The following is a 12,489-nucleotide window of genomic DNA, read 5'->3' as shown; positions in this document are numbered from 1 at the left end:
AAAAATGACACCAACAGTTTCAGTTTCTCCAAAGAAGCCTTCTGTCAAGAAGATGCGCAAAGCCTCAGGAAGTGTTGCCGACAGGTGGACTCCGCATCGCATCTTCAACCAAGTCATTCTCGTCTTGGTTTCCCTGACGATCATCATCCCGACGATCTGGGTTTTCCTTGCCTCCTTCAAGCAGAGAGACGAGTTTTACGGAAACCCGTGGTCCCTACCTCGCAGCCTTTACCTACAGAACTACGTCGACGCCTTCACCGACGCCAGAATCGGCGACTTTTTCTTGAATTCTCTGTTCGTCACTGCTCTGGCAATGGTGCTAGTTGTCGCTATCGCGCTGCCTTGCGCTTACGTACTGGCACGATTCGACTTCCCTGGCCGCAGGATCTTGCAGATGGCCATCCAAGGCGGACTGTTCATTAACGTGAACTATATTATCGTCCCAATCTTCCTGATGCTGGTCGGATTCGACTCATCGGTATACCAGTGGTTCCCCAACGGCCTGTTCATTAACAACCTCGTGGTACTTGCCATTGTGTACGCCTCAACTTCACTGCCCTTCACAGTGTTCCTGCTCCAGGACTTCTTCGCGCGCATCCCTGAAGATTACGAAGAAGCTGCCTTGCTTGATGGCGCCAACCAGTTCACCGTCATGGTTCGCATTTTCTTCCCCATGGCGACACCAGCCATATCCATGGCAATGCTCTTCAACTTCCTGAGCTTCTGGAATGACTACATCATTTCAATGACGCTGATGACCGATTCATCCAGCCGCACCGTCCAGGTCGGTCTGCTCAACCTGATGGCAACGCAACGGGCAGCCACCAATTACGGCCGCCTGTACGCAGGCATGGTCATCGTGATCGTTCCAGTGATCATTTTCTATTCACTCGTTCAAAAGCGTCTACTCAACGTCACCAATGCTGGAGGTATCAAGGGATGAGCGACCGCGCACTACGAATTATCGGCATGATCGGTGCCGCTTTGATCTTCATATTCTTCGTTGCACTGGTCGTCATCGGTCAACGTACAACCAGCTGGGGTAGCCTCGGCATCCAGCTAATCGGACTGGCTGGCGTCCTCGGCATGCTCGCTTTCTACAACCATCAATACCGCTAACTAGAAAGAGGTAATCGTGAAACATCACACCAAACGCACTTTGTTGTGCGCGGGAACCTGCCTTGCGTTGACGGCAACGCTAGGCGCATGCGGCGCCGGCGGATCTCAAAGCGCATCAGACGGCAAATCGACGTTGAACCTGGCGTTCTTCGATGGCGGAAACGGCCCTGAACCCTACCAGGAGGTCGTGGCAGCCTACAAGGAACTGTTCCCTGACGTGGAAGTCAACCTTGTGACGTCAACGGAAATCGAAGACGAAATCATGCCTGGCATGAAAGCGGGCAGGTACCCGGACTTGGTCCAGCGTGGCCTGAATGCAAAGGCCGGGCTCGTTGAAACCATGCTCGGTGACAACGCAATTGCCGATGTCACCGATGTCCTGTCGATGCAAATTCCCGGCGAGGAAGTCACCGTTGGCGAAAAGCTGATCGACGGCATCATCGGACCCTACACGAACCCAAATGGCGACGATCGTACCTTCCTGCTGCCGACGTTCTACTCACCTGCCGGATTGGTCTACAACAAGACCCTGCTGGAAGAGAACGGCTGGGAAGTTCCGCAAACATGGGATGAAATGTTCGAACTAGGCAAGAAGTCCAAGGAAAAAGGTATCTCGGTCTTCACCTACGCAACCTCAGGCTACTTCGATTCGCTCGTGGGTGCCTTGCTCGCAGACGCTGGCGGCGAACAGCTCTTCCAGGACGTGATGTTCTATAAGAAGGACGTGTGGAAGTCGGACGAGGCCCGCAAAGTCCTCGACACGATCGGCAAGATCGTCAGCCCCGATTACCTGCACCCGGACACACTGGGATACGCAAACGTGCAGGACTCAAAGAAGAATCAGCAGACGGTTCTCAATGGTGATGCAGTGTTCATGCCCAACGGAACTTGGATCCGCAACGAAATGAAGGACGCCCCGAAGACTGAAAACTTCAAGTGGGCGCTCTCACCCGCTCCCGGTTTTACTCCCGACGAGCGCTACCTGACGGTACTGATGGACGCACTGTGGACGCCAACTCAGGCAAAGAACCCTGAAGAAGCTAAGCGTTTCATGGCATTCATGTACTCCGACAAGGCTGCCGAAATCTTCGCCAAGATTGGTCAAGCTCAGCCCATCAAGGGCATTACCGACAAGCTCGAACCAGAACTCGCTGAGTTGTATGGTGCTTTCGACCAGGAAGGCGTCAAGATTATTCCCGGCACCTCCTTCAGCCAGAATGCAAGCGTTGAAGGTGTCAGTATCAAGGATGACCTGTACTCAACGATCGACTCAATTGCCTCGGGCAAGAAGACCGTTGACGAGTGGCAGAAAAAGCTCAACGACGATTCGAACGCTCTGAATGAGGCGATGCCCAAAGATCAGAAGTAACCTGTCCAGGTGACTGATGATCTGAGCTGGGTGCTTAAAGAAGCACAAACCCTGCTCACTTCGCACGGCGTGCATGGTTGGACCGTTCAGTTCGACCATGCACGCCGTCGTGCTGGACAGTGCAACCACACGGCGCATACCCTGTCGTTTTCTCGGCCGTTGATGACACTGTATCCCCCAGATGAAATTCGAGACGTCATCGCTCACGAAGTGGCTCACGCTCTGGCAGGCGCCAGCCACCATCACGACGATGTGTGGAAGAAGGCGGCTCGCAACCTGGGGGCGCGACCCGAGGCGCGCTTGTCTGCGGCCTTACCTGCTCCTGAGGCGCCGTGGATCGGAACCTGTCCGCGCTGCGGAGCACGCAGGTATTTATATTCCGTACCCAGGCGCGTGTCATCATGCGCGTCATGTTCACCACACTTTGATGTCGCCTTGATCTGGCAGTGGGAACACCTCGGCCACCCTCGTACCCCACCGGGGCGCTACCTGCGCGAACTGCGCTCACTGACACGCCGATCTTCACGACGTTAAATCATCCTCGTCATTACTCCTGGCGCAACATCGTCCACTACCATGGGAATCACTGCCGATCGGCGCACAGGAAGGAAGCGGATCATGGCGAAGAAATTACAGCGCGTGGGAATCCTTACCGCAGGGGGCGACAGCCCTGGGCTTAACGCAGCAATCCGCGGGTTCGGCAAAGCGGCCATCGGGCATTACGGAATGGAACTGATCGGCTTCCGCGACGGCATCCGCGGCATGGCGGAAAACCGCACCATTCCCATCGATTCACGCTTCCTCTCCGGGATCCTGACCGTCGGCGGCACGATCCTTGGAACTTCGCGCGACAAGCCGCACAAGATGAACGTCAATGGCAAAACCGTTGACATGACGGACACGATCCTGGCGAACTGCGAGAAGAACAAACTGGACTGTGTCGTGTTCATCGGCGGTGGCGGAACTGCGAAGAATGCGAACCGGCTGGCCAAAGCAGGTCTGAATGTCATTCACCTGCCCAAGACCATTGACAACGACATCGCGCACACCGACACAAGTTTCGGATTCTCCACTGCACTGGGTATCGCGACCGACGCGATTGATCGTCTGCATTCAACGGCTCACTCCCACCACCGCATCATCGTGGTGGAAATTATGGGTCACAAAGCAGGGTGGCTGGCACTGGGAGCCGGCATCGCCGGCGGCGCCGACATCATCCTGATCCCCGAAATCGCCTATTCCATTGACTCCATCGCCGCATCGATTCGCAAACGTGCCGAGGCCGGGCATTCGTTCTCGGTCGTCGCAATTGCCGAGGGCGCCCGTGACACTCAGGACACCGCTGACCTCGAAGCTGCTGAAGCACTGCTGTCTGCTGCAGACAGCCCGGAAGCAAAGTCGGCAGCCAAGATGCATAAGCAGTCCCTGGAACTGGCGCATCGCGGCAACGCATTCAAACTGGCCGAAGAACTTGAAGCGGCCACCGGCCTGGAGTCCCGCGTGACGGTGCTGGGTTACGTGCAGCGCGGCGGCACGCCGAATGCTGAAGACCGCATGCTTGGCACGTTGCTCGGCGGGGCTGGCGCAGATCTCGTGGCCAAGAAAAAATACGGCATCACCGTGGCAGCACAGGGACAGGCGGCTGTGCCGGTGCCGTTGAAGGACGTGGCCGGCACGCTCAAGACTGTTCCTCTGGATCACCCGTGGATCACTGCTGCACGCCACGTCGGAACCGGAATGGGCGACTAGAAGGATTATTCGTGACACTTCCTTTCGATGACGGAGCCACCACTACCGACGGACGACCAGCTGACCTGCAGCCAGATCGCGAAACCCTCACGTGGCAGGGGTTCGGTGACGCCTCGCGCGCACTCACCCAGAGCATTGTGGATTCAGGCTGGATGCCGGAGCTGATTGTCGCGATTGCACGCGGAGGACTGCTGCCCGCCGGTGCGATTTCCTACGCCATCGGCGTCAAGGCGATGGGCACGATGAATGTCGAGTTCTACACCGGGGTGGGTCAGACTCTGACTGAACCGCAATTGTTGCCCCCCTTGATGGATGTTTCGGCGATGGACGGCAAACGCGTCCTGGTGGTCGACGATGTTGCCGATTCCGGCAGCACCCTGAAGATGGTGATGGACATGATCAACGCTCACGGTCTGTCACTGGATGGTCATACCACTGTCAAGGCAGAGGCCCGCAGCGCGGTGATCTATAAGAAGCCTCGCTCCGTGATCGAACCGGACTACATGTGGCGTGAGACTGATAAGTGGATCAATTTCCCCTGGTCAACATTGCCGGTGATCCAGCGCAGTCAGGACAATGACACCAAGCGCGTCTGAATCAGTTGCTCGCCAGATCGTTGACCGCATCGCCGCTCACCCCCACCTGCGCCTGCTGGGAATAACCGGCCCGCCCGGCACTGGTAAGTCCACGGTGTGTGCCCTGGTGGCACGAGGGTTGGATGAGCGCGGCATCGAGGTCGCGGGAATTGTTCCGATGGATGGTTTCCACCTGTCGAATGCAGTGCTGCACGCGTTGGGCCGGGCTGACCGCAAGGGCGCTCCCGACACTTTTGATGTTGATGGGTATTGTGAAATCCTGCGCCGCGTTCGGCGTGCCGAAGGAACCGTTTTCGCCCCCGAGTACCGCCGCGACATGCATGAGCCGATTGCTGCGAGCGCCGCAATCGCACCTCGGGGAATCGTGTTGACGGAGGGGAACTATCTGGGCGTGGATCTGCCGGGATGGCGTGACGTGCGAGGCCTGCTCGATCAGCTTATTTTCATTGACACTGATCGCACCGAGCTGGTGCGACGCCTGGTGGCGCGGCATAAGCAGCACGGACGCCGTACCGACGAGGCGGCCCACTGGGTGCGAACGGTGGACAGCGACAATATTGACCTGGTGCGTGCGGCTGCGGGCCGCGCAGATTTTACTGTGCGAGCGTAGAGTCAACCAGCCACTGCACGATCGCTGCGGTGGCAGCGCCCTGCGCCCAACGGTCAAAACTGCCGGAGCGCTGATGGACGCGGATGTGCGGGTCATCGGGCCGGGAAAATGACGTCAGTTCACGCTGGAAATTGTCCGCCCACGGCGTTTCCAGCAGACACACGCCTTCCCCATCCAAAACGACATCACGCACGAGGGCGGCTGATGCCACTGTCTGCACGTAGACCGCAAGGTTCGTGGCAAATTCCCTGATGGCACGCTGGCTGGCCTGGTCACCGTCTTGAGCCAAAGCGATGAGTTCGTCAGCCGAGGCGGGACGGCCGTCATCGTCGACAATGGTGCGACCCGAGCGCGCCCGCGATATCACTGCGGGAACCGTCAAGGCGCCGTTGGCGCACCCGATATGACCGTACTGACATACTCCATGCGCTCCGGCCAAGGGAATATGGGCTGTCATGCCCAGGCCGCGCAGCGGCGAGCGCACGGCTCGCAGACCGTGCACCATGCCGTGTCCGATTCCGGCGCCGACCGTGATGATGAGGAAGTCCTCGCAGTTCCGTCCCAGTCCGAACCACAGTTCCAGCATGGTCAGGCCTGAAACATCGTTGATGACTGTCAGTGGAATCGTCAGGTCGAGCTCACGGGCCAGGTCAATATTGTCCCATCCGAGGAATCGGCTGGACCGCACAACCGTTCCGTCCACTCGCCCACCCAGTGAAATCGCTGCTGCAGTTGCACCGGGGGCCACAGTGTTGATCAGGTGGCGAATTTCAGCAGCACACTCGGACACATCGGTCGAGGGAATCGGCTGAGTCAGAGCATCCAGGATCTCGGCATGGGTGTTGGTGTGCACAACGTGGATGTCGGAACCAGTCAGGTTGATTCCGACGAAGGAGTGTTCATCTGCGGGAACTTCAAGCAGTTGGGTGGGGCGACCCATACCGGTAGGTGACATGCCCGATGAGGTTTCGTGCACCAGTGAACGCGAGACGAGGGGGCGCACCAGCCGCGTCAGCGTTGCCGGCGACAGTTCAAGGCTGCGCGCAATATCGGCACGCGCAACAGGGCCTTTCGTCAGGATATGCGCAGCGGTTGCCAGCGATGAGTCGTCGAATAAACGAGCCACTGTGACAGCCTCCTCGAAATATATGCGTCATTGTCTTGTATTCACTGTACATTCACGCTACTATTTTTCACATCGAAAGTTAGTGGGCGATGCCGCCCAACTTCACACTAACTCGATGGAGGGATTCACGTGACGCACCTACCGTCAACACTTCACCTCATCAACGGGGGAACATCAGTCTTTATTCGCACATCAGACAAGGCACTTCCTCAAGTCCTTTACTGGGGAGCTACCCTACCCGCTCTCTCCAGCGAGAGCGCTGCCGACTTCTCTGACTCTCAGTACTCTGCTGTCGTGTCAGGAATGGCCGACACTCCACCACTCTTTTCTTTAATTCCACAACAAAGTGACGGCTGGCTCGGAACACCCGGCTTGGTTGGATCACGAAACGGGCTATCCCAATTTTCTTCTTTTGTGACCCACACGATTGACCAAACACCTTCGTCAATGATCGCCTATGCACACGATGACGAGGCAAACATCGATTTGAGTATCGAACTCGAAATTACCGATGAAGGCCTACTCCGAACGCGTGCGATTCTAACGAATGCTGGCGAGGACGGTTATAACCTAGACTCTCTCCTTCTTGCACTCCCCACTCCGGCTACGGAAACGTATGTTATCGATCAAAGTGGCCATCACTTGCGCGAGCGTGATACCGACATACACGAATTCACTATCGGTTCACATCAGCGCGAGATTCGTGTGGCACGAGCGCACACAGTTTCCAGCATTCACGGGACGTGCCAGAAAGCCACTTCTTGGCAACGCGGACTCGTCCACTATATCCACGTCGCATGGTCCGGAAACACACGGACGATCGCTGAGCGCGATACGCAAGGTTATCAAGGACTCATGGGGGGCGAGTTACTTTACCCAGGCGAAGTTAGCTTGGCACATGGGGAAAGTTACACTACTCCTTGGCTCTTCGGCACCTGGGGTGAAGGCCTCGATCAAGCAGCATCTCGTTTCCATGAATTTGTCCGAGACCGCTCCGCACATCCGACTACGCCGCGCCCTGTTACGCTCAACGCGTGGGAAGCCGTGTACTTCAATCAAAACTTGCCACACCTACTTGAATTGGTCGCAGAAGCAGCAAAAGTTGGAGCTGAACGTTTCGTCCTCGACGACGGGTGGTTTTCTGGCAGGCGCGATGACACGACCAGCCTCGGTGACTGGACCGTTTCCGAGGAGGTGTGGCCTGACGGTTTGGCACCGCTGGCAGACGCGGTCCACGATGCTGGCATGCAATTCGGACTGTGGTTCGAGCCTGAAATGATCAGCCCTGACTCCGACGTAGCACGTGCTCATCCGGACTGGATCCTTTCGCCGCGCACTCACCAGCCAAGAGAAGCCCGCCAGCAGCAGGTCATCGATCTGACAAATCCGGAAGCTTACGAATATGTAAAGTCACAGATACTTGCCGTACTCGATTCAACAACGATCGACTACATTAAGTGGGACTTTAACCGTGACGTCTACGAGGCTGTTTCACCTCGCACCGGCAAACCCGCTTACCATGAACGGACACTGGCTACCTACCGCTTGATGGACGAGTTGACCAAGATCCATCCCACGCTCGAAATTGAATCCTGTGCAGGAGGCGGCGGACGTATAGATCTAGGTGTATTGGAACACACCGTTCGGATTTGGGGATCAGACTGCACGGATCCAATCGAACGCTTGCAAATCGAGGCCGGCACTTCCTTACTATTGCCGCCAGAATTGGTTGGCTCACATGTTGCATCGACCGTTTCGCACCAAACCGGTCGAACGCTCAACCTGCCTCTGCGCGCATCGAACGCCATGTTCTCTCACATGGGAATTGAATGGGATCTACCGAACGCCGACCCGACCGAACTTGAGGAGCTGGCAAAGTGGGTGACGTTGCACAAGCAGCTTCGACCATTACTGCATTCGGGTCGGGTTGTCCATGCCGATCATCCTGACTCAGGCTACTGGGTTCACGGCGTAGTTGCTCAGGACGGCGCTGACGCAGTCTTTGCTTTAACCCGAGTACGGACTTCAGCGCAGCGGCCCACACCTCCGCTGCGCTTGCCTGGCCTTGTCGAAGACGTGACCTACGCATTGCGAGAACTCCTGCCTGAAGGCATCGGCTCAGCTATTGGAGATGGCCACGGGTCAGTGCCGTGGTGGGAACGAGGATTAATGTTACCCGGCGCGGTTCTTACTCACGCTGGCATTCGCTTCCCCGATTTGAACCCTATGCAGACGGTTCTACTCAGAGTTCAGAGCGCTCAGTAGAAGCCACTTTAAATGCGTACCAAAACCGAATGTCTCGATTACGATTCCTTGCGGCTTTCGATTCGTGATTGGAATGAAGAAGCAAGCATCTTAGACCTGCCTGGAAATTCTCTACGATGCAGCAGATCAAAATACCATTCTCGTACGTTCTGCCAACTAATCTCTCGAGGCGTTTCCTAACCAAGAAAGGATGAACATAAAGGAATCGAAACTTCTTAAACCTTGGATCAATATTCTTCCCTGAAGAATTAAAGGCGTCTAACTCAAAGAGTGGGAATCTCTGCACCTAACGTCCTCAGGGTACGGTCGATCTACCGAAAAAATCACCATGTTCTTGGATTGATAATTCGAGAATGCTTAACAAAGGAAATACAATGAGACATCGAAGTCTACTATTAGCTTCTACATTAGGCACTTGCCTTGCGCTTACAGCGTGTACCGGTGGAGGAAATGGCGGTGGAGGGCAAAGCTCCGAAAGTGGTTCAACAGGCGCAACGCCTGAGGGGACAATTGAATTCCAAACGAATCTCGGCCTGAACGTTCCCATTCTCGAAGTCTTACAGGAGATCACCGACGAGTACGAGGCTTCTCACGAAGGCGTATCAATTGAGCTCGTGCCAACGACGAGTAGCTATGAGGCTGACCTTAAGGTACGGCTAGCGAGCAATGATCCACCAGACATCTGGTCGACCCACGGCTGGTCTCTGCAGAGATATAGCGATTTCCTCGTACCACTTGACGATCAGCCTTGGGCAGCCAATTTCAATCCAGCACTTGATGACGCCATGCGCGATTCAGAGGGACATTTCTATGCGCTGCCGGCAAATACCGACGTTGCGGGCATTGTCTACAATAAGGATGTCCTGGATAAGGCAGGAATTGATCCTAAGTCAATCGAAACATGGGAGCAGTTCGACGCGGCTCTCGCTGCAATTAAGGATCTGGGTGTAATCCCGATTTCAGCATCCGGAAAAGATGACTACTTCGCAGGCAATATTGCAGACTTCATGGCGTCTGGATTTTACAGTGAAGAAAACCGCGAAGCACTCAAGAGCGGGGAATTCCCCTCAGAGCCCTATACAGTGCTGCTCGAGCACATAAAGAAGTGGGCTGACGCTGGCTATTTCAATCCAGACTATTCATCAGCACCGATGGACGACATTGCTCGAGCTCTCGGACAAGGTGAGACAGCGTTCGTGTTCGTTCAGAACAACGTTGTTGGAACTGCACTTACATACAATCCTGAGGCCCATCTCGGATATATGCCGGTGCCAAATGACAACGGTTCAAAGTACCTCCTCGGTGGTGAAGCCTACGCATATGGCGTTTCCAAGACATCGCCGCACAAGGATCAGGCACTTGACTACCTCGCTTTCATCGCAGAACCGGAGAATGCTGCAAAGCTCGCATCGGCGATTGGCGGCATTCCTGGTCTGACGAACGCCAAGTCAGATCTCGGCCCGCTACAGGAAAGCTACGAGACCTTCGTAGAGCCGAACAAGATCCCTCTCGAACCGTATTTCGATCGTGTTTATCTGCCGAACGGCATGTGGGACACCATGGTTTCGACTGCTGATTCCATCATCTCTCTCCAAGGTGATGTACCGTCAGCTGTCAAACAAATGGAGTCGCAATTCAAGACGCTCTACGGTCAGAACTAAGTTCCGATTGCCGGTGTATTAGTCACTTCGACTAATACACCGGCCAATTCTTTCATTACTTATCGATCTCAAAGAGGAGGATGAGTTGAAACATAAGAAACAGACTTCAAATGTTCCGAGCGTCTTCTCGAAACGTCGAGTCAACCTTCTTTACGTTCCAGCGGTTCTTTTGTTTCTCGTATTCACTATTTACCCCTTAATCAACGGTTTTGCTTTATCTTTCACCGACTGGAATGGGTACAGTGCTGGATATAACAATGTTGGGGCAAAGAACTACCTTAGGCTCTTTACAGACGAGATCTTTCTAAGTGCACTGGTCAATACACTGATCTACGGTTTCGGATCGACGCTGATACAACAGATTTTGGGACTATCACTAGCACTTGCTCTCGACAGGAAATTCCGTGGCCGAACTGTAATGCGGGCTATCGTCTACCTACCAGTCTTAATCTCACCTGTAGTGATGGGCACAATGTACTATCTGCTGTTCGCCTATAACTACGGCGGTCTCAATGACATCATGATCGCTTTCGGACTCGATAGAGTTGCATGGCTGTCGAACCCTCACTTAGCGATTGTCATCATTGTTCTTGTTAACTCAATTCAATTCGTTGGCATATCAATGGTCATCTATCTGGCCGGTCTACAGTCGATCCCTCAGATGTATCTTGAGGCTGCGGCAGTCGACGGCGCTGTGGGTTGGACTCGTTTCCGCTCAATCACCATGCCTCTTCTTCAGCCTGCTTTTGCTACTTCGATCGTCCTTAACCTAATTGGTGGTCTCAAGTTGTTTGACGTTATTCAAGTTCTGACCGGCGGTGGTCCTGGATACTCGACGCATTCAATCTCGACGCTTATTTCTAAGACTTACTTTGACAGTCAGACTGCAGGCTACGCCTCTGCTATGGGAATTGTGCTCTTCATAACGATCGCAGCATTCACTTTCGTTCTTAATTCTTGGTTCAACAACCATCAAGTGGAAGGTGCATGATGAAGAAACGGTGGTCTAACGTTCTCGCGTTCCTAGCGCTTTGCCTGATGTGCATCATCCAGATGGTGCCGCTCTATATTGCTTTCACCACGGCATTCAAGCCTAAGACAGATATGTCTTCTCAATGGATGCCTCCTTCGATGCTATACTTCGAGAATTTTCGTGTAGCTATCGAGCGAGGCCGCATATTAGAGGCTATTTTTTCGAGCTTTATTGTCACATTCGTTTCGACAGTACTGATTTGCCTAATTGGAGCTCTAGCAGCGTATCCACTTGCTAGACGACAGACTACGTTCAACAAGCTGATCTTGAGTGCAATTATCGGCCTAATTATGATCCCGCCACTATCGATTCTTGTTCCTCTGTACTCATTCTTGACTCAAATTGGAGGGACAAATACCTATTGGGGCGCGATTCTCGTCATGGTGACAACACAGATGCCTCTCGCAATCTTCCTATACTCATCTTTCATCCGTGGCCTTCCGATCTCAATTGAAGAAGCGGCGATGATGGACGGTGCAGGACTCATCTCTACTCTAGTTCGAGTTGTTTTCCCCATGCTGAAGCCAGTCACTGCAACTGTCATAATCTTGGTGTCGGTTAATGTGTGGAACGAGTACGCTTTAAGCGTTTACCTCTTGCGCGATCCGTCTGTCCGAACAATTGCTCCCGCAATCTCTGCGTTCTTCGCAAGTTCTGGAGCAGATTTGGGGCCGGCTGCCGCAGCAGCTCTCATTTCAGTTATTCCTGTTGTCATCGCTTACGCGGTACTACAACAGTATTTCATCAAGGGAATGGTGGCCGGTGCAGTGAAGTGAATTCCAATCGTTTCTTCGGCTTATCAGATAACTTCACGACCTTCAAAGATAGCTCTCGGTCAACACGCTGATGAGTTCGAACAGAGACGACGAATAACACGATTCGCCGTCACGCAAGTCGCCCTCGTTCATGATGAGCGAGGGCGACTTGCTGTCTGGGCCACTCATCACGCTATGAGCGTGTT

13 protein-coding genes are annotated in these 12,489 nt (G+C 54.4%); 11 read left to right on the top strand and 2 right to left on the bottom strand.

Annotated features, from left to right (window positions below):
• Window positions 1-4: 4 nt before the first annotated feature.
• The 7 genes from AC1EJZ_RS01025 (at window position 5) to AC1EJZ_RS00995 (ending at window position 5,443) form a co-directional block, all read left to right on the top strand.
• Window positions 5-943, top strand: a complete 939-nt coding sequence (locus AC1EJZ_RS01025; RefSeq protein ID WP_227469124.1) for a carbohydrate ABC transporter permease — start codon at window positions 5-7, stop codon at window positions 941-943.
• A complete protein-coding gene (locus AC1EJZ_RS01020; RefSeq protein WP_058237517.1) occupies window positions 940-1,119 on the top strand; it encodes a DUF6903 family protein in 180 nt (59 codons plus the stop codon). The genes AC1EJZ_RS01025 and AC1EJZ_RS01020 overlap by 4 nt, the downstream gene beginning before the upstream one ends.
• Before the next feature lie 16 nt (window positions 1,120-1,135).
• Window positions 1,136-2,488: a carbohydrate ABC transporter substrate-binding protein gene (locus tag AC1EJZ_RS01015; protein ID WP_070725461.1), complete on the top strand. Its 1,353-nt coding sequence runs from the start codon at window positions 1,136-1,138 to the stop codon at window positions 2,486-2,488.
• Window positions 2,489-2,497: 9 nt separating this feature from the next.
• The gene (locus tag AC1EJZ_RS01010) at window positions 2,498-3,022 is read left to right on the top strand and encodes a SprT-like domain-containing protein (RefSeq protein WP_227469123.1); all 525 of its coding nucleotides are present in this window, start codon (window positions 2,498-2,500) and stop codon (window positions 3,020-3,022) included.
• 84 nt (window positions 3,023-3,106) lie between these two features.
• The gene (locus tag AC1EJZ_RS01005) at window positions 3,107-4,237 is read left to right on the top strand and encodes a 6-phosphofructokinase (RefSeq protein ID WP_070725521.1); all 1,131 of its coding nucleotides are present in this window, start codon (window positions 3,107-3,109) and stop codon (window positions 4,235-4,237) included.
• An 11-nt stretch (window positions 4,238-4,248) separates the two neighbouring features.
• Window positions 4,249-4,833 (top strand): phosphoribosyltransferase, encoded by a 585-nt coding sequence (locus tag AC1EJZ_RS01000; protein ID WP_058237520.1) that lies wholly within the window; start codon window positions 4,249-4,251, stop codon window positions 4,831-4,833.
• Window positions 4,814-5,443, top strand: a complete 630-nt coding sequence (locus AC1EJZ_RS00995) for a nucleoside/nucleotide kinase family protein (RefSeq protein WP_480293794.1) — start codon at window positions 4,814-4,816, stop codon at window positions 5,441-5,443. The genes AC1EJZ_RS01000 and AC1EJZ_RS00995 overlap by 20 nt, the downstream gene beginning before the upstream one ends.
• Here the strand turns inward: AC1EJZ_RS00995 and AC1EJZ_RS00990 are convergent.
• Window positions 5,427-6,569 carry an ROK family protein gene (locus AC1EJZ_RS00990; protein ID WP_480293793.1) on the bottom strand — a complete coding sequence of 381 codons (1,143 nt, stop codon included), beginning with the start codon at window positions 6,567-6,569 and terminating at the stop codon, window positions 5,427-5,429. The two genes, AC1EJZ_RS00995 and AC1EJZ_RS00990, sit on opposite strands and share 17 nt — an antisense overlap.
• Window positions 6,570-6,698: 129 nt before the next feature.
• Here AC1EJZ_RS00990 and AC1EJZ_RS00985 point away from each other — a divergent pair, with 129 nt between their 5' ends.
• The 4 genes from AC1EJZ_RS00985 (at window position 6,699) to AC1EJZ_RS00970 (ending at window position 12,304) form a co-directional block, all read left to right on the top strand.
• Window positions 6,699-8,834: an alpha-galactosidase gene (locus AC1EJZ_RS00985; RefSeq protein ID WP_480293792.1), complete on the top strand. Its 2,136-nt coding sequence runs from the start codon at window positions 6,699-6,701 to the stop codon at window positions 8,832-8,834.
• 374 nt (window positions 8,835-9,208) lie between these two features.
• Entirely contained in the window at window positions 9,209-10,495 is a 1,287-nt protein-coding gene (locus AC1EJZ_RS00980; protein WP_074026222.1) for an ABC transporter substrate-binding protein, read from the top strand.
• An 85-nt stretch (window positions 10,496-10,580) separates the two neighbouring features.
• The gene (locus AC1EJZ_RS00975; RefSeq protein WP_285015941.1) at window positions 10,581-11,486 is read left to right on the top strand and encodes a carbohydrate ABC transporter permease; all 906 of its coding nucleotides are present in this window, start codon (window positions 10,581-10,583) and stop codon (window positions 11,484-11,486) included.
• Window positions 11,483-12,304 (top strand): carbohydrate ABC transporter permease, encoded by an 822-nt coding sequence (locus AC1EJZ_RS00970; RefSeq protein WP_058237525.1) that lies wholly within the window; start codon window positions 11,483-11,485, stop codon window positions 12,302-12,304. The genes AC1EJZ_RS00975 and AC1EJZ_RS00970 overlap by 4 nt, the downstream gene beginning before the upstream one ends.
• Window positions 12,305-12,346: 42 nt before the next feature.
• On the opposite strand, the gene AC1EJZ_RS00965 is transcribed toward AC1EJZ_RS00970, so the two are convergent.
• On the bottom strand, window positions 12,347-12,472 hold the full coding sequence (locus AC1EJZ_RS00965) for a hypothetical protein (RefSeq protein ID WP_480293791.1): 126 nt from the start codon (window positions 12,470-12,472) through the stop codon (window positions 12,347-12,349).
• Window positions 12,473-12,489: the final 17 nt, after the last annotated feature.

The sequence above is a fragment of the Pauljensenia sp. C0170B5 genome (assembly GCF_056590195.1).
Note: the sequence above shows the minus strand (reverse complement) of the source record. Positions and strands in the feature narration are given on the sequence as shown.

Bases quoted from the DNA above. Each gene is read 5' to 3' on its own strand.
- AC1EJZ_RS00995 (WP_480293794.1), top strand. From the start codon at position 4,814: ATGACACCAAGCGCGTCTGAATCAGTTGCTCGCCAGATCGTTGACCGC.
- AC1EJZ_RS00970 (WP_058237525.1), top strand. From the start codon at position 11,483: ATGATGAAGAAACGGTGGTCTAACGTTCTCGCGTTCCTAGCGCTTTGC.
- AC1EJZ_RS01005 (WP_070725521.1), top strand. From the start codon at position 3,107: ATGGCGAAGAAATTACAGCGCGTGGGAATCCTTACCGCAGGGGGCGAC.
- AC1EJZ_RS00980 (WP_074026222.1), top strand. From the start codon at position 9,209: ATGAGACATCGAAGTCTACTATTAGCTTCTACATTAGGCACTTGCCTT.
- AC1EJZ_RS01020 (WP_058237517.1), top strand. From the start codon at position 940: ATGAGCGACCGCGCACTACGAATTATCGGCATGATCGGTGCCGCTTTG.
- AC1EJZ_RS01025 (WP_227469124.1), top strand. From the start codon at position 5: ATGACACCAACAGTTTCAGTTTCTCCAAAGAAGCCTTCTGTCAAGAAG.
- AC1EJZ_RS00965 (WP_480293791.1), bottom strand. From the start codon at position 12,472: ATGAGTGGCCCAGACAGCAAGTCGCCCTCGCTCATCATGAACGAGGGC.